Below are 20,194 nucleotides of genomic sequence, written 5' to 3'. Positions count from 1 at the left end.
GCCCGTGCGGCTTGATCGACTCGGTTTTCAGGAAGTCGGGGTGTCCGAGGCACTCCGACACCGCGTTCTCCTGAAAGCCGAGTCGATCAAGGAGCCCGGGGCGCACAGGACGCCGCGTTACGACGTGGGGGGTGGGCAGCGGTCGGGGAGGGTGACCTGGCCGGGGCGGTGGTCGAAGGTGTCCATCGTGAACCACTCGTCCAGCTCGGGGTCGAAGAGATTTTGCAGACCGAACTGGAGCACCTGCCACCACCGGCTCGGGTCGCGCTGGTCGACGTAGATGTCGCCGAGCGCGAGCGGGAACCGGAAGAACTCTCCCGGCACGGTGGACCCGCCGACGACCCCCACCCGCCAGTGGTCGACACGCCGGTCGTGATCACCCTGAAGGATCTCCGGGCCGACGAAACGCGCCGTCTTCAGCTTGTCGTTGAAGATCTGGCGGTTGAAGAACCCCGGGACCTTGCTGCACGCGCGCGGCGGGAACAGCGGGATGTTCGGCCACTTGTAGGTGAGCGTGTAGAGCGTGTTCCCGTAGATCAGGTTGGTGAACCAGATCGGGTGGTCCGGGCCACCGGCGGTCATCTGGCTGTCGCCGTCGCGGCCCTGCCAGCTGAACGGCACGTCGATGCCGAGGTCACGCACGACGTACCGGCCGGTGCCCTGGAAGTCGGCGGGGAGCAGCGGTGGGCGCGGGTCGCGCGGCCCGGGGGCCACGTCGCCGTCCGCCTGGGCCGCGCGGGGCAGTGGCGCCGCCGCCGGCCCCGGCGCGACCACCCCGAGGGCGAACAGTCCACCGGCGACCGCCGACACCAGTGTCCGACGTGTACGCCTCGACGCCATGTGCCCTCCGCCGACGAAAGTGCCAGATGCTCTCGGCGAAGCGTAGGAGCAGGAAGATCGTGCGGACCGGAGGAATGAGCGGGCTCCACCGGAAGGGTGAGACGAACGGGGCCGGCGGTTCGCCGCAGCGCGACCCGCCGGCCCCGTTCATCCCTGTGAGCTATCCGGCCCCGCCGGCCCGGAACGCCACCCAGGCATCGCTCATCCGGTCGGCCTGACCAGCGGTGAACATGTTCATGCAGGAGTCCTGCGTGTAGTCCATGAAGTTGTGGATCGGGTCGAGCCCGGGCGCGGTGCAGGAGTCCGCGCCCACCGGGCAGTCGAACTGCGGCGCCGCCTCGCGCGGGGTGTCCTCGACGAAGTCGCCAGCCGCGGAGCAGCCGTGCGCGAAGGTGTGCTCCAGCATCAGCCAGTGGCCGACCTCGTGCGTCAGCGTGTCGCCGAGGGCATACTTGCCGGCCGTGCCGCCCGGCATCGACTCGTCGAGCATCACCACACCGTCGATGTAGTCGCGCCCGTTGTTGTAATCCTTCGGGAAGTACGCCCAACCGAGCAGCCCGCCGCCGATGTTGGCCGCGTACACGTTCAGGGTCTCCGAGTCGCCGGTGTACAGCGCCTTCTTCATGTCCCGCTCGTTCTTACCCGGCACGACCGTGTACCAGGCGCTGTTCACCGTCCACGTCGTGTCGACGAGCGAGAACCGGAACGGGGTGTCGGCGGCGTCTCCCGCCGTACGGCCCGCGAACGAGTCGTTGAGCACCGTCATCTGCGCGGCGATCAGGGTGTTCCACCTGGTCGTCTCGGCTGCGGTGAGCGGATGATCGGAGATCATGTGGAAGACGGTCGGCACGGTGACGCTGCCGTTCGCCAGTCGCGGCGCGTCCTTGACCACGCCGTAGGCCTTGGCTTCGTTCGTGGAGTACAGCTCCGGTTCCTGGGCGGTGGCACCCTCGGCCAGCCGGGCCGCGCCGTGCGCGTCGGCGCCCGGCTCACAGGCGGTGACGCCCGGGGAGGCGGTCGTCGGCGCGGCCGTGGCGAGCGCCCCGGAGGCACCGCCGGACGCCAGGAACGTCGCGGCGGTGGCGGTGAGGACCGCCAGTCGGAAGGTCGATCTTCTGCGCATCAATGCACCTTTCGATGAGGGAGTCGGTGCGGGTCGATGACGTCGCTGTTCGGGTATGAGAACACGTCGACGGCATCGGCAGAAGACCCTCTGAGCAGGGCAGACGGCGATGTAACGGAACCGGATCGGGCGGCGCTGTTTGGGGCCGCTCCGGTCGATTTCAGAGGACGCGGGTGATCCGTTCGGCGGCGACGACAGCGTCCCGCCGCGCCGGGTCGAGGTTGGCGCTGATGACCACGGACGCTCCCACCGAGAGGGGCGCGAGCAACCACTTCAGCGGCTGCTCGGTCTCGGCGGCGTCGACCAACAGCCGGTCGCCGGCCCGCAGGTCCAGCATCGTGGCGAACTCCTGGGCGAGCGCACCCCACTGACCGTAGGTGGTGCCGTCCGCGCTCGCCGGATCCGACGCGTGAATGGCGGTGTGGTCAGGCGTCGTGTCGCTGTGGCGAAGCACCTCGGCGGACCAGTCCAGCCAGCCCAACGGCACGTCGTCCAACCGCCCCGGCCCGGTGCCGACGAGGTAGCGGTGCGGCGCGTCCGGCACGTCCTCCAACCAGTCGTCCTGCCGCTCGGGCGTCACGAGGACCGCGTCGAACGGCCGGTCGCCGCCGGGTTCGAGCACCGGCAGGCCCGCGGTGGCGCGCGGTCGGAACGACACCGCCAGGCCGCTGGCCCACGCCCCCAACAACACCGCGGCGGTACGCCAGTGCGGCGGCAGCAGGACCGCTACGCGGCTGCCGGGGCCGAGACCGCAACCGTCGCGCAGCAGGCTCGCGCTGCGGGCCGCCCACTGGCCGACCTGCTGTGCGGTCAGGTCGACGCGCTCGCCGGTCGCCTCGTCGCGGTAGCTGAGCAGCGGCCGTTCGGCCTCGACGGGTCGGGCCGCCAGGTCGGCCGTGACGGTTGGCTGCATCTCCAGGCTCCCCGGGTCGACGTCGGCACCACCCTACTCAACGACTTTGGTCGCACCGTCCGCCGACCGATGGCCGTATCGGGTGACCGGACGGTCCGGGCACAGTGCAGGCGACCGTCGAACTGCCGCCGAGGAGCGCCCGTGCCGACCGAACCGGACCCCGCCACCACCGGCCGCCCTGTCGCCACCGACCGGCCCGCCACCACCGACCGGCCTGCCGCCGCGAACCGGCTGCCCCTGCGGCGACGACTCCTGCCGGTGATCGCTCTGCTGCTGCTCGCTCCGTGGGCGGCCGAGTGCTCGTGGGGTGGCTTCGCCATCGACGACTTCCTCCCAGTGTTGATCTTCCTCGGCCCGATGTACGGCGGGGCGGCGATCCTGATCCGGGAGACCGCCCGGCACCTCGGCGCGGGTTGGCCGACGATCGTGCTGCTCGCCGCCGCGTTCGGCGTACTCCAGGCCGGCCTGGTCGACCAGTCGCTGTTCAACCCGCACTACCTCGACGACACCCAGTACGCCGACACCCGTGCCGCCGCCGAGGCGTCGCTGGTGCCGGGGCTGGACTTCAGCCTCCGCCAGGCCTTCGACTATGTGGGCAACCACATCGTGCTGACCATCTGCGCGCCGATCGTGCTCGTCGAGTCGTTCCTCGGACCGGGCCGCCGGCTCCGGCCGTGGCTCGGCCGACCCGGTCTCGCCGTGATCGCCGTGCTGTACCTGCTCGGCAGCCTGCTGATCTTCGCGTCCGACGGGGGCCGGAAGAACTTCCTGGCCAGCCCTCTCCAACTGACCTTCGCCGCAGTGGTCGTGCTCGCCCTGGTCGCGACGGCGCTGCTGCCCCGCTGGCGTCGCCCCGCTCCGCGCCGGACCCGCCGGCTGCCGCATCCGCTGTGGCTGGGCCTGCTGGTCGTCCTCGTCCGGCTCGGCGCCGACCTCGCGCCGGGCTGGGCGGGGGTGGCCATCGCGCTGGTGCTCGCCGCGATCGTGGGGGCCGCCATCGCGTACTGGTCGTCGGGCGTGCGCTGGGGGCAGCGGCACGTGCTCGCGGCCGGCTCGGCCAGCGTGGTCAGCGCCGCCGCGTTCGCCTACCTGGTGCCGCCGTACTCCCCGGGGAACCCGACGGCGGCCCTGGCCGGCGACATCGCGGTCACCGTCATCACGGTGACCCTGGTCGGCGGCGCCTGGTGGCGGCTGCGCCGTGCTTCGCCGACTGTTCACGTCGGCGCAAGCTGATGCTCCTCAACAGCTGTCAGCCTCCGTTCGGGTACGACCTAACGGAGGAAGTCCTTGACACTCAGAAGAGCACTCACCGCGCTCACCGCAGCCGGTGTCGCCGCCGCCAGCCTGACCGGGGCCACCCCCGCGTCGGCCGGCGGGCACCACCATCCAGCCAGGTCGCTCGCCTTCGACCGGGTCGCCACGTACCCGGTCTTCCAGAACCGTCCGGCCGGGGAGGACCCGGCGACCCCGACGGTCGCCGAGATCTCGGCGGTCAGCGAGGACGGCCGCACCCTGATCCACACCGATGCGCTGGCCAAGCGGATCGGCTTCCTCGACATCTCCCGTGCCGACCGCCCGCGCGGCCTCGGCACGCTCTCCCTGGCCCAGCTCGGCGACGCCGAGGACGAGCCGACCTCGGTCGCCGTGGTCGGCAGGTACGTGCTGGTGGTGGTGAACACCAGCGGCAGCTACACCGCGCCGTCCGGCCGGCTCGACGTGATCGAGCTGGCCAGCCGCAAGCGGGTGGCCAGCTTCGACCTCGGCGGTCAGCCCGACTCGATCGCGATCAGCAAGGACAAGCGGTACGCCGCGATCGCCATCGAGAACGAGCGCGACGAGGAGGCCACCCCGCCCGGCGGCGAGGAGGGCGACCTGCCCCAGGCGCCCGCCGGCTTCGTGCAGATCGTCGACCTGGCCGGTAAGTCCCCGGCCGGTTGGCGGCTGCGGCCGGTCGCGCTGACCGGCGCCGACGGCAGCGCGCTGCCCGCGCTGGTGCACGCCGGCCTCGCCGCGCCGACCGACCCCGAGCCGGAGTACGTCTCGATCAACGGCCGCAACCAGCTGGCCGTGACGCTCCAGGAGAACAACGGCGTCGCCCTGATCGACCTGCCCACCGGCCGGATCACCAAGGTGTTCAGCGCCGGCACCGCCACGATCAGCGGGATCGACACCAAGAAGGACGGTGTCATCAACCTGACCGGCAGCATCACCGACGTGCCACGCGAGCCGGACGCGGTCGCCTGGGTCGACGACCGGTATCTCGCCACTGCCAACGAGGGCGACTGGCGCGGCGGCACCCGGGGCTGGTCGGTCTTCGACAGCCGCAGCGGACGGGTCGCCTGGGACGCCGGCAACACCTTCGAGCGGCTCGCCGTCACCTACGGGCTGCACAACGAGGACCGGGCCGGCAAGAAGGGCACCGAGCCGGAGGGCGTGGCGGTCGCCGAGTACGACGGCGTGCGGTACGCGTTCGTCGGCTCGGAGCGGAGCAACTTCGTTGCCGTCTACGACCTGAGCAACCCCACCCGGCCGATGTTCCGGCAGGTGCTGCCGACCACCAACGGGCCGGAGGGGCTGCTGCCCATCCCGTCGCGCGGGCTGCTCGCGGTCTCCAGCGAGGAGGACGACGCGTCGGTGAACGTCCGGGCGTCGGTGTCACTCTTCCAGCTCGGTAAGGGCACGCCGACGTTTCCGAGCATCGTGTCCGGCACCGATCGGGGCGGCGCACCGATCGGTTGGGGCGCGCTCGGCGCGTTGAGCGCGGCACCGGGCAAGCGGGACCAGCTCTACAGCGTCACCGACGCGGCGTACAGCCAGACCCGCATCCTGACCATCGACGCGAAGCGGACGCCGGCCGTAATCACCGGCGCGTTGCCGGTGAAGGACGCGACCGGCGCGCCGGTCGGCTACGACGCGGAGGGCATCTTCGCCCGCCCGCAGGGTGGGTTCTGGCTCGCCGTCGAGGGTGCCACGGGTGCGGAGAACAAGCTGGTCCGGCTCGACGCCGCCGGGGTGACCCGGCAGACCGTCGCGCTGCCCGCCGAGGTCACCGCCGGCCTGGCGAAGCAGGGCCTTGAGGGGGTCACCGCGACCACCGACCACAAGGGCCGGGAGATCGTCTGGGTGGCGGTGCAGCGGGAGCTGAGCACCGACCCGGCCGGGATCGTCCGGCTGGGCCGGTACGACGTCGCGACGGGCACCTGGAGCTGGTTCGGTTACCGGCTCGGCAGCACCAACGTGCCGGGTGACTGGATGGGCCTGTCCGAGATCACCGTGGTCGGCGACCGCCTCGCCGTCATCGAGCGGGACAAGCTGAACGGCCCGGCCGCCGCGGTCAAGCGGATCTACACCGTGCCGCTGCCGGGTGCCGCGGCAACCGGCCCGCTGAAGGTGCTGCCGAAGACGCTCGCCGTCGACGTGCTGCCCGCGCTGCGTGCCACCAACGGGTGGACGCAGGAGAAGTTGGAGGGTCTGACCGTGGCCGGCAACGGTGAGGTATACGCGATCACCGACAACGACGCGGTCCAGGACGCCACCGGTGAGACGGTGCTTCTGCGGCTCGGCTCCAGCCGGAAGGTCTTCGGCCGGAACTGACCCGCCGCCGAGCGCTGCGGACCTGGGGGCCTGGCGTCCATTCCGCGATGGACGCCAGGCCCGTTACACGAAGTGACGCCGAGCGCGCCCCGCCATCCTCACCCCGCCACCTTTGCTCTGCATACCTATATGCGACGCTCACGCTGCGCGAGCAGAGCATGGCCCGAGCGCCATCACGACCACCAAAAACCGCAGCTCATCGCGGTGGTGCCGATAGGTCTGCAGAGCAAAGGGCGTGGTCGGTCCGAGCCGGAGGCGCTCGCATTCTTACGATCGGTGACGGGAGTCGACAACCCGCCGCAATAACTCACCGTAAGCCGCCCGCGCCTACCTCACCTTGGCGGGTAACTCCGGGCCGCCGTCGAGCAGCGGGCCGAGCAGGTCGCCGTACTCCTCGACCCGGTCCAGGACCTCGGCGGCGGTGAACTGGCGGACGGCCGGCTTCCGGCCGCGCGCGCCGGCCTCCACCTCGTCCCAGGTCAGCGGCGTCGACACGGACGGCACCGACTGGGCCCGCAGTGAGTACGGGGCGACGGTGGTCTTCGCCGCGTTGTTCTGGCTCCAGTCGATGAAGACCTTGCCCGGTCGGAGGTTCTTCGCCATCTTCGACACGATCAGCTTCGGGTGGACCTGCTCCAACTCCTGGGCGATCCGCCGGGCGTAGTCGGAGACCAGGTCGGACGACTGGGTGCCCGCGATCGGGCAGCAGAGCTGCATGCCCTTCTTGCCGGAGGTCTTCGGGTACGACTCGATGCCGTCGTCGGCGAGGCGGTCGCGCATCAGCACCGCCACCGGGCAGCACTCGGCGAGCCCGGCCGGCGGCCCCGGGTCCAGGTCGACCACCATCATGTCCGGGTGCTCGCCCACCTTCCACTGCGGTGTGTGCAGCTCCAACGCGGCCAGGTTGGCCAGCCAGACCAGGGTGGGCAGGTCGTCGGCGACCACGTAGTCGATGGTCTCCCGGCCCTTCGTCGACCCGGGGGCGGGCAGGTTCTCCACCCGCACCCAGTCCGGGGTCGCGGCCGGCGTGTTCTTCTCGAAGAACGACTTGTCGTCCACCCCGTTGGGGAAGCGGATCCGGGTGACCGGTCGGTCCCGCAGGTGCGGCAGCAGCACCGGGGAGATCCGGGTGTAGTAGTCGATCACCTCACCCTTGGTGAAACCAGCCGCCGGGTAGAGCACCTTGTCCAGGTTGGACAGCTCCAGCGCGCGGCCCTCGACGTCCACCCGTAGCCGGTCAGCCGGCATCGTCGACCTCCTCCGGAGGCTTGTCCGGGCGCAGCCGCAGCACCCGGGGGAAGCGCAGCCGGCCGTCGGGGGTGCGCTGGCCGTACTTCACCTCCACCACCACCCGGGGTTCTACCCAGATGGCTCCCCGCGCATCCTCGCGCGGCACGCCCGGCGCGAACGGCGACACGCCGGACCGCAGCGGCTCCAGCTCGGCGAGGAGCTGCCGCTCGATGGCCGCGCCGATCCCGCCGCCGACCCGACCCCGGTAGATCAACCTGCCGTCCGGGCCGGGCACACCGACCAGCAGTCCGCCGATCCGGCGCGCGCCCGGTCGCCAGCCACCGACGACGAAGTCACCGGTCACCTCCAGCTTGACCTTCACCCAGTCCGGTGAGCGCACCCCCGGGCGGTAGACGGCACCGACCCGCTTGGCCATCACCCCCTCCAGGCCATGCTCACCGGCCGCCTCGTAGGTGGCCTGCCCGTCGGCGAACATCGGCGGCACCGCCCACCGGGGACCGCCGAGCGCGAGCTCGTCCAGGGCGGCGCGGCGGCGCTCGTACGGCCAACCGGTCAGGTCGTCGCCGTTGAGCCGGAGCACGTCGAAGATCATGTACGTCACCGGCATCACCGCCGCCAGCCGGGCGGCCTTGTTGCGGTCCCGCACGTGCATCCGCTCGGCCAGCGCGGTGAACGACGGCTGCCCGCCCTCGCCGAGCAGCACCACCTCGCCGTCGAGCAGCGCGTCGTCGACCTGTTCGGGAAGCGTCGCCAGCTCCGGGTACGCGGCGGTGATCTCCACGCCGGAACGGGCGTACAGGTGCTGACCACCGCCTGAGATGTCGGCGAGCGCGCGGACGCCGTCCCACTTGAACTCGTACGCCCAGCCGTCACCCGCCGGGAGCGGCCCGGTCATCGCGAGCATCGGCTTGAGCGGCGCGCCGGGCACGACCCGACTGTAGTAGCAGGCCGAACACCTCGCGTCCGGTTCTAACGGATGCGAGCATGGTCGATACCGGGGAAGGGAGCGCAGGATGCGTGCCATCTGGAAGGGAGCCGTGTCGTTCGGGCTCGTCTCGATCGGGGTGAAGCTCTACTCCGCCACGGAGGAGAAGGACATTCGGTTCCACCAGGTGCACCGTGAGGACGGCGGCCGGATCCGCTACAAGCGCACCTGCTCGGTCTGCGGCGAGGAGGTCACCTACGACGACATCGCCAAGGGTTACGACATCGGCGGCGGCGAGATGGTGATCCTCACCGACGAGGACTTCGCCGACCTGCCGCTGACCAGCTCGCGTGCCATCGACGTGTTGGAGTTCGTGCCGGCCGAGCAGGTCGACCCGATCCTCTACAACAAGGCGTACTTCCTCGAACCGGAGGGCGCGGCGACCAAGCCGTACGTGCTGCTGCGCGACGCGCTGATCGACTCGGAGCGGGTGGCCATCGTCAAGGTGGCGTTGCGCCAGCGGGAGCAGTTGGCGACGCTGCGGGTCCGCGAGGGTGTGCTGCTGCTCAACACCATGCTCTGGCCGGACGAGATCCGTACCCCGGACTTCGGTTTCCTCGACGAGGACCTCAAGGTGCGTCCGCCGGAGCTGGCCATGGCCAGTTCACTGATCGACTCGATGACCGGCGAGTTCGAGCCGGACGTCTTCACCGACGACTACCGGGCCGCGTTGCAGGAGGTCATCGACGCCAAGGTGGAGGGTCGCGAGGTCGTCCAGCCGGAGGAGGTCGAGGAGGCCCCGGCCGCGGCGGTGGATCTGATGGCGGCGTTGAAGGCCTCGGTGGAGCGCGCCAAGGCGGCCCGCGGCGAACAACCGGCGCGCGGTGGTGGTGGCGGCGAGCCGACGCCCATCTCGTCGGCCCGGTCCGCGCAGAAGGCCGCCGAGAAGAAGGCGGCCAAGGCGCCCGCGAAGAAGACCGCGACGAAGAAGACGGCCGAGAAGAAGGCTGCGGAGCCGGCGAAGAAGACCGCCGCCAAGAAGACCCCCGCGAAGAAGGCGGAACCGGCGAAGAAGACCGCCGCGCGCAAGACCGCACCCCGCAAGAGCGCCTGACCGTACGGCAGCCGCGGCGGTGTCCGCCGGGCCGGGTACGCTCCGCCGGCCGCTGGCGACCGGAGGAGCCCTCATGCCGTACACCCCTGACCTGGATCGGTTGTTGACGCCCGGCGCCCGCTTCACCGACGAGCACGGCGGATACCTGATCGAGGTCCACCCGGTGGACGACATCGTCTTGCCGACCGGCCGCGTGGTCGGCTGTGACCCGCTGGTCTGCCCGGAGGCGGAGCCGTTCACGGTGACCGTGCCGCCGGGGCGGTACGCCGCCCGTGCCTGGGTGGCGGTGGTGCTCCGGGAGGACGCCGAGGTGGACCGTCGGGTCGCCGCGTTGGAGCTGGTCGTCTCCGACGAGCCGACGACCCGCTGGGAGCCGGCCGTCGCGGGCGACCAGGACGTCGCCAGTCTCGGCGCGGACGACTACTTCGGATACGGGGTGGATGCCGGCGTCGGCACGTTCGCCGACCCGACCGCGCTCGCCGTCCTGGAGGGCTGGGACTCCGACCGGGTCGAAGCGGTCTTCATCCCCACCGAGCTGCCGTCGTCGCCGGTCCCCGGGCTGATCACGGCTGTGCTGGACGAGGCGAGCGGTGCCAACGTGGTCACCGTGGCCACGGGTTGGGGCGACGGCTGCTACGGCACCTGGATCGGACGCGCCGCCGATGGCCGGGTCACCTCGTTCGTGACCGACTTCATGGTCGTCCCGGAATAACCGCCCGGGATGGCCCCGGAACTGTCGGGCTGGGCGATCCGAGGCAAACGCGGCGGGCACGGTAGGCCGCGATGCGGGTACCGTGTGCGTCGGCTTTCCCCCCGGCACCAGGTTGCCGGCCACACCTTCGCAGCAGGGAGTCGACGACGTGAGCGAGCGGACGCAGCAGAACCGGTCGGCAGGGCAGGACCCGAGCACGGCGACCAAGTCGGGACGCCGGCTGGCCGCGCAGCTGGCGGCGAAGCAGGCTGCTGACCGGAGGCGGAAGATCAACGCCGTGCTCAGTGGCGGCGCCGCCCTCGCCGTGGCCGCGACGCTGATCGCCGTCTTCGTGGCGATTGGCGGAGGTAAGGACAAGCCGGCGAACCAGGCCGACGCGACCCCGTCCGCCTCTGCCGGAGCCCCCGACGAGGCCGGCGCACCCCCCGCTCCGCAGTTGCCCGAGGGCGCCGACCCGGCGTTGGGCACCAAGCCGGAGGTGAAGGCGGGCACGGGTGAGCTCAAGAAGCTCGCGGTCACCCCGCTGATCAAGGGCACCGGCCCGGCCGTGCAGAAGGGCCAGAACATCACCACCAACTACGTGGGGGTGTTCTACAAGGACGGCCAGGAGTTCGACTCCTCCTGGCGGAGTGGGCAGCCGGCCACCTTCCCGATCGGTGTCGGTCAGGTCATCCCCGGCTGGGACCAGGGCCTGGTCGGGGTGACCGTGGGCAGCCGGGTGCAGCTCGACATCCCGGGCGAGCTGGCGTACGGCAACGACGAGGCCGCCGCCGGTGGACGTCCGACCGGTCCGCTGCGCTTCGTGGTGGACGTGCTCGCCGCCCAGTGATCTGTCCGGGTCGTCCCGGTTGTCACCGGGGCGCGATGGAGTTGTTCACATGGGGCTTCCGGCCCGTCACCCAGCGGCAGTAGGTTCGGCGTCACCCCGGGCGGTTCGCCGCCCGGGTGGGCATCCGGAATCGGGACGCGGAGGTGCATGTGACGGCGCTGGACGAGCCCTTGCGGACGACCCGATCGATGTGGGCGTACTTCGAGCCGGTGCACGCGGTCACCTACCTCCACCCCCGGGCGCGCGCCGCGTACGAGGCGGTCGGTCTGCGCGGTTACTGGCGCGGTTACTTCGCCGGCCGGGCCGCGCCGTTGGGCGCCACCGAGGCGGCCCCGGTGATCGCCGCCTTCTTCAACTTCGCGCCGCCGATGGTGACCCGCGCGCTGCCGGCGGTGTGGCGGTTGGCGACCCCGCAGGAGGCGCTGCGCGCCCGGCTGACCGGTGCCGTGCAGGCGCTCGCCGAGCTGACCTACGAGCTACCGGAGTCGCACCTGGCGGAGGCCGCCGACCTGTTGGAGCGGGCCGCCTCGGCAGCGCAGATCGCCGGCCGGGTGCTCGGCGCTGCCAACGCGGCGCTCCCGATCGGGGAGTACCCGCTGGCGCGGCTCTGGCAGGCCGCCACCACGCTGCGTGAGCACCGGGGGGACGGGCACGTGGCGGCGTTGGTGGCCGCCGGGCTGGACCCGGTGGAGACGTTGACCGTGCGGGTCGCGTTGGACGGTTCCCCGCCGCAGTACCTGCTGGGCCGGGGCTGGTCCGAGGAGCAGTGGCAGGCCGCCCGCGAGCGGCTCACCCGGCGCGGATGGTTGACCGGGGACGGCGCGGCCACCGACCACGCCCGGGCCGCGTTCCAGGCCATCGAGGAGGCCACCGACCGGGCCGCCGCGCACCCGTGGCAGGCGCTCGGCCCGGACCACACGGACCGGCTCCGGGAGCTGTTGGAGCCGATCGCCCGGTCCAGCCACACGCTGCTCCCCGAGGGCAGCCCGCTCGGTCTGCCCGCGCTGCCCGGCTGACCGGACACCCGTCGGTCGGGCAGGATGGGCCCGTGACGGATGCGGTGGTCTTCGACCTGGACGGCGTGATCGTGGATTCCGAACCGGTGTGGGAGGAGGTCCGCCGGGCGTACGTGGCGGCGCACGGCGGGACGTGGCAACCGGACACGCAGCGCCGGCTGATGGGGATGAGCACCGGCGAGTGGGCCCACTACCTCAGCGGAGAGTTGGGCGTCGACCGCACCGCCGAGCAGGTCGCCGTCGAGGTGGTCGAGGAGATGACTCGACGCTACCGGGACCACGTCCCGCTCATCGACGGCGCTGACCAGGTCGTCCGCCGGCTGGCGGCGCGGTGGCCGCTCGGGTTGGCCAGTTCGTCGCCGACCCGGCTGATCGAGGCGGCGCTGGCGGCGACCGGCCTGACCGACGCGTTCGGCGCGACCCTCTCCACCGAGCAGACCGAGCGGGGCAAGCCCGCTCCGGACGTGTACCTGAGCGTGGCGCGGAGCCTCGGCGTCGACCCGACCCGCTGTGTGGCGGTGGAGGACTCGTCCAACGGGGTGCGCTCCGCCGCGGCGGCGGGGATGCGGGTGGTGGCGGTGCCCCACGGTTCGTACCCGCTCGATCCGGACGCCGCCGGCCTGGCCGTGGTGACGCTGAACGCGGTCGGTGACCTGACCCCGGAGCTGGTGGACGAGCTGGGTTGACGCGGGCCGAGCGGGGTAACGACCACGAATGAAGGCCATCGTGTACGAGCGCACCGGCGACCCTTCGGTGCTGGCTCTGGTCGACCGTCCGGTGCCGGAACCGGGTGCGGGTGAGGTCCTGGTGCGGATGGCGGTCGCGGGGGTGAACCCGACCGACTGGAAGTCCCGCCGCACCTCCCCGCCGGACGGGTGGCAGATTCCCGGGCAGGACGGCGCGGGGGTGGTCGAGGCGGTCGGCGGCGGGGTCGACCCGGACCTGATCGGTGAGCGGGTGTGGGTCTGGGAGGCCGCCTGGCAGCGACCGTGGGGCACGACGGCGGAGTACACGCTGGTGCCGGTCCGGCAGGCGGTACGCCTCGGCGACGCCGCGTTCGAACTGGGTGCCGCCCTGGGCATCCCGTTCCTCACCGCGCACCGCTGTCTGACCGCCGGCGAGTTCATGCCGGACACGCTGCGGGCCGGCGCGCTGGCGGATCACACGGTGCTGGTGCAGGGCGGCGCGGGCGCGGTCGGCAACGCCGCGATCCAGCTCGCCCGGTGGGCCGACGCCACGGTGATCGCCACGGTGAGCAGTGCGGAGAAGGCGCAGCTCGCAGCGTCGGCCGGCGCCTCCTTTGTGATCAACTATCGGGAGCAGGACGTGGTCGAGGAGGTCCACAAGATCGCCCCCGACGGGGTCCACACGATCGTCGAGGTCTCCCCCGCCCGCAACGCCGCGACCGACGTGCAGGTGCTGCGGCACGGGGGCGCGGTGTGCATGTACGCCGACGACGGCGGGGACGAGGTGCGCATCCCGATTCGGGCGATGATGGTGCCGAACGCCCGCTGGCAGTTCGTGCTGGTCTACACGGAGCCGAAGTCGGCCAAGGCGCAGGGCGTGAAGGATGTGGCGGCGGCGGCCAGCCAGGGTGGCATCCGGGTCGGCGCGGACGCCGGCCTGCCGTTGCACTACTACCCGCTGGCGGAGGCGGCTGCGGCGCACCAGGCGGTGGAGGATTCGACGGTGGGCAAGGTGCTCATCACCACCAGCGACGCCTGATCGGGTCGCTGGCCGCCCGATTTCCCCGTCGGCAGGACAAAGGCGAACAACTTTCGCAACAATAACGGGGCGGGTCATCCCGCGTGGAGCGGGCGGCCCCGGCGCGGTGCGAACGCCGGGGCCGCCCCTGGGGAGGGTTGTTCAGGAGTACTCCCGCCCTAAGAGGCGACAGTGCCTGGCAAAACGTTACGGGGCTGTCAGCTCCCGGACAGTCAGCTCGCCCCCGGCGTACCGCGAACGGACGACCTTCTTGTCGAACTTGCCCACGCTCGTCTTCGGCACCGTGTCGATGAACGCCCAGCGCTCGGGCAACTGCCAGCGCGCCACCGACCCGGCCAGGAAGTCCCGCAACTCCTCGGCGGTCACCGAAGCGCCCTCCCGAACCACCACGGTGGCCAGCGGACGTTCGTCCCAGCGCTCATCCGGGACGCCCACCACGCACGCCTCCAGCACTGCCGGGTGGGCCATCAGCGCGTTCTCCAGCTCCACCGACGAAATCCACTCACCCCCGGACTTGATCACGTCCTTGGCCCGGTCGGTCAGCGTGATGTACCCGTCCGGCGAGAGGGTGCCCACGTCTCCGGTACGCAGCCAGCCGTCGCGGAACTTCTCCTCGTCCGGGGCGTCGTCACCGACGTACCGGGCGGTCACCCACGGCCCCCGGACCTCCAGCTCGCCCACGGCCTGGCCATCGGCGGACATCGGCTCGCCCGACGGGCCGACGATCCGCGCCTGCACGCCCGCCGGCACCCGCCCCTGGGTGTAGCGGTAGCGCCACGCCTGCTCACCGGTCACCCCGGCGGGCGGACGCGAGACCGACCCCAGCGGGGACATCTCGGTCATCCCCCAGGCGTGGATGACGTCGATGCCGTGCCGCTCGTCGAACGCGTGCATCAGCGCCGGCGGGCACGCCGAACCACCGACGATCACCTCACCGAGCGAGGAGGTGTCCACGTCGTGGCTGTCCAGGTAGGCCAGCAGGTCGGTCCAGATGGTCGGCACCGCGCCGGCCAGGGTGGGCCGCTCGGCGGCGATCATCTCGGCGATCGGCGCGGCCTGGAGGAACCGGTCCGGCATGATCAGCGACGCGCCGGAGAGGAAGGCCGCGTACGGCAGACCCCAGGACATGGCGTGGAACATCGGCACGATGGCCAACTCGCGGTCGGTCGGCCCGAGACCGAAACCCTCCGGCATGCAGACCTGCAACGAGTGCAGGTAGATCGACCGGTGCGAGTAGGCCACACCCTTCGGGTTCCCGGTGGTGCCCGAGGTGTAGCAGAGCGCGGCGGCGTCGCGCTCGTCGACCTCGGGCCAGTCGTACGTGTCCGGTCGGTCGGCGAGCAACGCGTCCCAGTGATGCACCGTGATCCGGTCGCCAGCAGCCGCCACCAGCGGCGCCGGGTCGCCGCCGCCGACCACCACGACGTGCCGCACCGTGGTCAGCTCACCGATCACCCGGGCCAGCAGCGGGATGAGCGTGGTGTCGACGAGCACCACCCGGTCCTCGGCGTGGTTGGCGATGTAGACGACCTGGTCGGGGAAGAGTCGGATGTTGAGCGTGTGCAGCACCGCACCCATGCTCGGCACCGCGAAGTAGGCGACCAGGTGCTCGTTGTTGTTCCACATGAAGGTGGCGACCCGCTCGTCACCGGTCACCCCACACTCGTCGCGCAGCGCGTGTGCCAGGCGGGCGGCGGCGCGGCCCACCTCGGCGTACGTCATCCGGCGGGGTTCGGCGCCCGTCCAGGTGACCACCTCGGCCGTGCCGTGCACCCCTGCGCCGTGGTCGAGGATCCGGGAGATCTGCAGGGGGGCGTCCATCATCGTGCTACGCATGGGTAACAAGCTAGTGTCGGCGGTCACACGTTGGGAACCCCCGTAAGTTGTCGCAGGTGAGCATCTCCTGGGCCGACTCATACGTGGGGCAGTTGCGCGCGCTCGCCGGGGACCGGACGCTGATGTTCGTCGGCGCCCGTGCCGTGGTCAACGACGACGCCGGACGCATTCTGCTGATCAAACGCTCGGACAACGGCCAGTGGGCCATGCCGGCCGGCGCGATGGAACTGGGCGAGTCGATCGCCGACTGCGCGGTACGCGAGGTCCGCGAGGAGACCGGGCTGCGCGCGCTGCGGGTCTGCGCGTTCGCCCTCTACACCGGCCCGGACCGGACCAGCACCAACATGTACGGCCACACGTACCAGGTGTTCACCACCGCGTTCAAGGTGGAGGAGTGGGACGGGCAGTTGGCCCGGGCCACCGACGAGACCACCGACGCCGGATTCTTCGCCCGCGACCGGTTCCCCACCCCGCTCTCCACCTCGGTCATCGAAACCCTGGCCGACCTGGACGTCTTCGAGCAGACGAACCGACTGATCCTCAAGTAGGTCGGCCCCGGAGTCTGCTGACTCCGGGGCCTCACCTGGGCCGGTCTACGTCGCCGGAACGACACCGATGTCGATCGTCACCACGCCACCGTCCACCACCTCGACCAGCACGCTGTCGGCGTAGGGGGCGTTGTACGGCGACTCCGACACCAGCGTGACATCCGAGTCGGTGGTGTCGTCCCCGACGTCCGGGGTGGTGGGCAGCCAGCCGTAGGTCAGCCCGGCCCGGACGACGTACCTCCCGGGCGGCAGTGCCCGCTCGTAGCTGCCGTAGATCGACACGCCGGACGTGGGCGCGCCGATCGGGGACTCGCCCTCGGGGATGAACGTCAACGGGTTCACCGGAGGGTCGTAGCCGATCAGCGGTTCACCGGCATCCCGTTGGCCGTCGCGGTCCTCGTCGTACCAGGCGGTGCCGCGTACGGTGCCCTGCGGCAGGTAACTGGTCATCGCCGAACGGGTGTTGTTGGCCTGGTCGGTGTCCGGGTTGGCGGAGGTCACGGCGGCGGTCAGGGTCAGTTGACCGGCGGGCGTACCGGCGCCGGCCGTGACGTCGAGCGGAAGGTAGTGGTACTCCCCCCGGTACACGGCGTCCCGCTGGCACTCCCAGTACCAGACGCCGCTGTCGGCCTCCTGCCCCGGCGCGCAGGTCCAGTCCGGATTGCCGGCACCACCGCCGGTCGTCGGCCGGACCGTGGGGGCGAGCATCAGGCGGACCCGGACGTCCTCGGCCGGCTGGTCGGACAGGTTCTCCACCACCACACCGACCGGCACCGTCTCGCCCGCGACGACCTGGTCGTCGAGGAGCACCACGTTGGTGACCGCGATGTCGGTGGGGTCCACCGGGCCGGGCCCGGCGTAGCGGTACCGCACGTCCGCCTCGTTGTTCGAGTCGGTCAGCCACTCCGGGCTGGACGTGGTGACCCGGCCCCGCACGCCGAAACGCTCGTCGACGGTGCCGAGCGGGGCCCGCATCGGGATGGTGATGGCGGTGGTGGCATCCGGAGCCAGCGGACCGGCGGTGCAGACCAACGGGGTGGACGCCAGGTCGCAGGCCCAGCCGTCGCCGCCGGACGGCTCCCCGTCGAGCGTGACGCCAGCCGGTCGGTCGACGACCAGCCGGAGATCCCGGGCGGTCGCCGTCCCGGTGTTCTTGACGGTGAACATCGGCTGGAGCGGGCCGCCCTCGACCGGCACGTCGGTCTCACCCCACACCCCGGTGTCCGGGCCGGGGAACAGATCCAGGTCCGCGGTGAGCGCGTAGGTCGTCCGGACCTGGTCGGTGTTGTTGGTCCTGGTCACCTCGCGGGCGCTGGTTGAGGCGGTCGCCGCGATGGTGGCGACGGTTCCGGCCGGGCCGGCCGGCAGGCCGAGGTAGATCTGCAACGGCTCGGCCGAGCCACCGGCCGGCACCGGGCCGTGGATGTGGACGCATTCGAACGTGGTGTAGTCGCACTGCCAGGCTGGATCGCCGATGATCGAGCTGCCGGTGGGCACCTTGAAGGAGATCCGGACATCGTCCACGCCCGCCGCACCGATGTTGTCGACGGCGGCCCGTACGACCACCACCGTGCGGTCCGGTCGGATCAGGGCCGAGGAGCTGACAGTGGTCAGGTCGAGCCGTAGGTCGGCCCGGCCGGCGGGTGCGGCGCTGGCGGGTGCGACCGGCATCGTCGCGGCCGAGCCCGCTGCGGTGAGCAGCGCGAGTCCGACACCGAGCAGTCGGCGTCCGAGGTGTTGAGGCATGCACGTCCCCCGATTGGTAGGAGACCGCGCGCGGCCGGCGGACCGGTCGCGAGCGGCACCGGCCGGTACGCCCCGTGCGAGCCGGCCGGGGAACCGCCTTTCGGCGGTTCCCCCTGAAGGACGACAAGCGCCGTGAATTCGTTACATGATCCACGCAGGATGGACCATGACCTGTTCGCGCCCGGATGAGAGCGTGCGTGCCGGAGCCACGCGGGGGGTCACTGGGGCAGCCGGACCCCGGCGAAGTACCCCTCCTGGATCCAGTTCGGGTACGCGACCGGCAGCTTGGTGGCCTCGTCCAGCTCGGTGAGGTCCTGCTCGGTCAGGGTGAGGTCGGAGGCGGCGATGTTGTCCACCAACTGCTCGTGCTTGCGGGCTCCGACGATCACGCTGGTCACCGCGGGCCGGGACAGCAGCCAGGCGACCGCCACCCGGGCCGGGCTGACCTCGTGCCGCTCGGCGACGCCCTTGAGCACGTCGACCACCCCGAAGGCGTGCTCCGGGTCGAACGGGGTGAAGCTGGTGTAGCCGGGCTGGGCGCTACGCGCGCCACTGTCGGCGACGGCACCGTCCCGGCTGACCTTGCCGGAGAGGAAACCACCGGCGAGCGGGCTCCAGACGGTCAGCCCGACACCCTCGTTGAGCGCCATCGGCACCACGTCGCGCTCCACGTCCCGGCCCAGCAGCGAGTAGTACTCCTGCACCGAGACGAACCCGGCCAGCTTCTCCCGGGCGGAGATGCCCAGCGCCTTGGAGATCTGCCAGGCGGCGAAGTTGGCGGCCCCGATGTAGCGGACCTTGCCCTGCCGGACCGCGTCGTCGAGCGCGCGCAGCATCTCCTCCATCGGAGTGATGTGGTCGAAGTTGTGGATCTGATACAGGTCGATGTGATCGGTGCCCAGCCGGCGCAGGCTGTCCTCCAGGTTCTGCATGATGTGCAGCCGGGAGGTGCCGACGTCGTTCGGGCCGGGTCCCGTCCGGGAGTGCACCTTCGTCGCCAGCACGACGTCGCGACGCCGCTTGCCGAGCGCCTTGCCGAGCAGTTCCTCGCTCTCGCCGTCGCTGTAGCCGTCGGCGGTGTCGACGAAGTTGACGCCCGCGTCCAGCGCGGTGTCCACCAGTCGCTGCGCCTCGGGCAACGCCAGCCCACCGAGGGTGCCCCAGAGCGGGTGCCCGCTGCCGCCGAAGGTCATCGCGCCGAGCGAGATCTCCGAGACGTACACCCCGGTGGTGCCCAGCAGTCGGTACTTCACGTGTCTTGCTCCTCGTGGTGGGTGGGAGGCCGAGGTCAGGCCCTCCTGGTCACTATGTCGGACACTGTGTCCGGCAACGAGCGTACGTCGCCGATCCGGCCCCCGGCCACCTAGGATTCCGGCTATGCCCTCGATCACCCGCCGCCGCCCGCGCAACCCCGACGGACGAGCCGCCGTCGAGGCACGGGTGCTGGCGGCCACCGAGCGCCTGCTGCGGGAGGGGGTCCGCTTCACCGATCTCGGGGTACAGCGGATCGCCGCCGAGGCGGGGGTGGCGCGGTCGACCTTCTACACCCACTTCCGCGACAAGACCGAGTTGCTGATGCGCCTCGCCGGCACCATGCGGGAGACCTCGTTCGACCGCACCGGCGAGTGGAGTCCGGCCGGGCCGGGCGATCCGCTCGCGGCGCTGACCGAGGTCTTCGCCGACGTGATCCGGATCTACCGGACATACGCCCCGGTCCTGGCAGCGGTCAGCGAGGTGGCCGCGTACGACGAGGTGGTCCGCGAGTACTGGGCGGCCGGGCTCGAGCGGTTCGTGGCCCGTACGGTGCAGGCGCTCCGCGTCGAGCAGGAGGCCGGACGTACCCCCGCCAGCGTCGACCCGGAGACCGCGGGCCGACTGATCGTGATCGGCGGTGACCGCTTCCTCGCCGATCACGTCAGCGCCACCCCGGCCGACCCCGAGACCGACGCGGCGGCCGCCCGGGAGTTGGCGGCGACCTGGTGGTACGGCGCCTACCGCCGCCCCGCCTGACCAACCGGCCGC

The 20,194-nt window shown here is 71.5% G+C and carries 18 protein-coding genes; 10 read left to right on the top strand and 8 right to left on the bottom strand.

The window, feature by feature from the left end:
- Positions 1-117 precede the first annotated feature (117 nt).
- From EV382_RS27700 to EV382_RS27690, 3 genes are all read right to left on the bottom strand, one after another.
- Positions 118-840 (bottom strand): hypothetical protein, encoded by a 723-nt coding sequence (locus tag EV382_RS27700; RefSeq protein ID WP_130406628.1) that lies wholly within the window; start codon positions 838-840, stop codon positions 118-120.
- A 160-nt stretch (positions 841-1,000) separates the two neighbouring features.
- Positions 1,001-1,963: a zinc metalloprotease gene (locus tag EV382_RS27695; protein WP_130406626.1), complete on the bottom strand. Its 963-nt coding sequence runs from the start codon at positions 1,961-1,963 to the stop codon at positions 1,001-1,003.
- Between the two features lie 160 nt (positions 1,964-2,123).
- Positions 2,124-2,876 carry a TIGR03089 family protein gene (locus EV382_RS27690; protein WP_130406624.1) on the bottom strand — a complete coding sequence of 251 codons (753 nt, stop codon included), beginning with the start codon at positions 2,874-2,876 and terminating at the stop codon, positions 2,124-2,126.
- A gap of 141 nt (positions 2,877-3,017) precedes the next feature.
- Here EV382_RS27690 and EV382_RS27685 point away from each other — a divergent pair, with 141 nt between their 5' ends.
- Complete coding sequence (locus EV382_RS27685; RefSeq protein WP_130406622.1) at positions 3,018-4,109, top strand: hypothetical protein; 1,092 nt, start codon at positions 3,018-3,020, stop codon at positions 4,107-4,109.
- 54 nt (positions 4,110-4,163) lie between these two features.
- On the top strand, positions 4,164-6,470 hold the full coding sequence (locus EV382_RS27680) for an esterase-like activity of phytase family protein (protein WP_130406620.1): 2,307 nt from the start codon (positions 4,164-4,166) through the stop codon (positions 6,468-6,470).
- A 327-nt stretch (positions 6,471-6,797) separates the two neighbouring features.
- Here EV382_RS27680 and ligD (EV382_RS27675) read toward each other — a convergent pair whose 3' ends face one another.
- Both ligD (EV382_RS27675) and ligD (EV382_RS27670) read right to left on the bottom strand, forming a co-directional pair.
- Entirely contained in the window at positions 6,798-7,718 is a 921-nt protein-coding gene (gene ligD, locus EV382_RS27675; RefSeq protein WP_130406618.1) for a non-homologous end-joining DNA ligase, read from the bottom strand.
- Positions 7,708-8,649: a non-homologous end-joining DNA ligase gene (gene ligD / locus EV382_RS27670; protein ID WP_130406616.1), complete on the bottom strand. Its 942-nt coding sequence runs from the start codon at positions 8,647-8,649 to the stop codon at positions 7,708-7,710. The genes ligD (EV382_RS27675) and ligD (EV382_RS27670) overlap by 11 nt, the downstream gene beginning before the upstream one ends.
- An 85-nt stretch (positions 8,650-8,734) precedes the next feature.
- Between ligD (EV382_RS27670) and ku the strand changes: the two genes are divergently transcribed.
- The 6 genes from ku (at position 8,735) to EV382_RS27640 (ending at position 14,042) form a co-directional block, all read left to right on the top strand.
- Entirely contained in the window at positions 8,735-9,760 is a 1,026-nt protein-coding gene (gene ku / locus EV382_RS27665; protein WP_130406614.1) for a non-homologous end joining protein Ku, read from the top strand.
- A gap of 73 nt (positions 9,761-9,833) precedes the next feature.
- Entirely contained in the window at positions 9,834-10,472 is a 639-nt protein-coding gene (locus EV382_RS27660) for a DUF4241 domain-containing protein (protein ID WP_130406612.1), read from the top strand.
- 112 nt (positions 10,473-10,584) lie between these two features.
- Positions 10,585-11,301 (top strand): FKBP-type peptidyl-prolyl cis-trans isomerase, encoded by a 717-nt coding sequence (locus EV382_RS27655; RefSeq protein ID WP_130406610.1) that lies wholly within the window; start codon positions 10,585-10,587, stop codon positions 11,299-11,301.
- Between the two features lie 188 nt (positions 11,302-11,489).
- Entirely contained in the window at positions 11,490-12,317 is an 828-nt protein-coding gene (locus EV382_RS27650; protein WP_130409251.1) for an SCO6745 family protein, read from the top strand.
- Between the two features lie 32 nt (positions 12,318-12,349).
- Positions 12,350-13,003, top strand: coding sequence for an HAD family hydrolase (locus EV382_RS27645; protein WP_130406608.1), 654 nt, complete (start codon positions 12,350-12,352; stop codon positions 13,001-13,003).
- Positions 13,004-13,031: 28 nt separating this feature from the next.
- On the top strand, positions 13,032-14,042 hold the full coding sequence (locus tag EV382_RS27640; RefSeq protein ID WP_130406606.1) for an NADPH:quinone reductase: 1,011 nt from the start codon (positions 13,032-13,034) through the stop codon (positions 14,040-14,042).
- 186 nt (positions 14,043-14,228) lie between these two features.
- Here the strand turns inward: EV382_RS27640 and EV382_RS27635 are convergent, their stop codons facing one another.
- On the bottom strand, positions 14,229-15,863 hold the full coding sequence (locus tag EV382_RS27635) for a fatty acid--CoA ligase (RefSeq protein ID WP_208758659.1): 1,635 nt from the start codon (positions 15,861-15,863) through the stop codon (positions 14,229-14,231).
- Positions 15,864-15,934: 71 nt separating this feature from the next.
- Here EV382_RS27635 and EV382_RS27630 point away from each other — a divergent pair, with 71 nt between their 5' ends.
- Positions 15,935-16,426, top strand: a complete 492-nt coding sequence (locus EV382_RS27630) for an NUDIX domain-containing protein (protein WP_130406602.1) — start codon at positions 15,935-15,937, stop codon at positions 16,424-16,426.
- 45 nt (positions 16,427-16,471) lie between these two features.
- Here EV382_RS27630 and EV382_RS27625 read toward each other — a convergent pair whose 3' ends face one another.
- Entirely contained in the window at positions 16,472-18,172 is a 1,701-nt protein-coding gene (locus tag EV382_RS27625) for a DUF11 domain-containing protein (RefSeq protein WP_130406600.1), read from the bottom strand.
- A 218-nt stretch (positions 18,173-18,390) separates the two neighbouring features.
- Positions 18,391-19,425: an aldo/keto reductase gene (locus tag EV382_RS27620; RefSeq protein ID WP_130406598.1), complete on the bottom strand. Its 1,035-nt coding sequence runs from the start codon at positions 19,423-19,425 to the stop codon at positions 18,391-18,393.
- A 124-nt stretch (positions 19,426-19,549) separates the two neighbouring features.
- Between EV382_RS27620 and EV382_RS27615 the strand changes: the two genes are divergently transcribed.
- Positions 19,550-20,182: a TetR/AcrR family transcriptional regulator gene (locus EV382_RS27615; protein ID WP_130406596.1), complete on the top strand. Its 633-nt coding sequence runs from the start codon at positions 19,550-19,552 to the stop codon at positions 20,180-20,182.
- The last annotated feature ends 12 nt before the right edge of the window (positions 20,183-20,194 follow it).

This window comes from Micromonospora violae, assembly GCF_004217135.1.
Classification (GTDB): Bacteria; Actinomycetota; Actinomycetes; order Mycobacteriales; family Micromonosporaceae; genus Micromonospora; species Micromonospora violae.
This window is presented reverse-complemented; position numbering and strand designations above follow the sequence as displayed.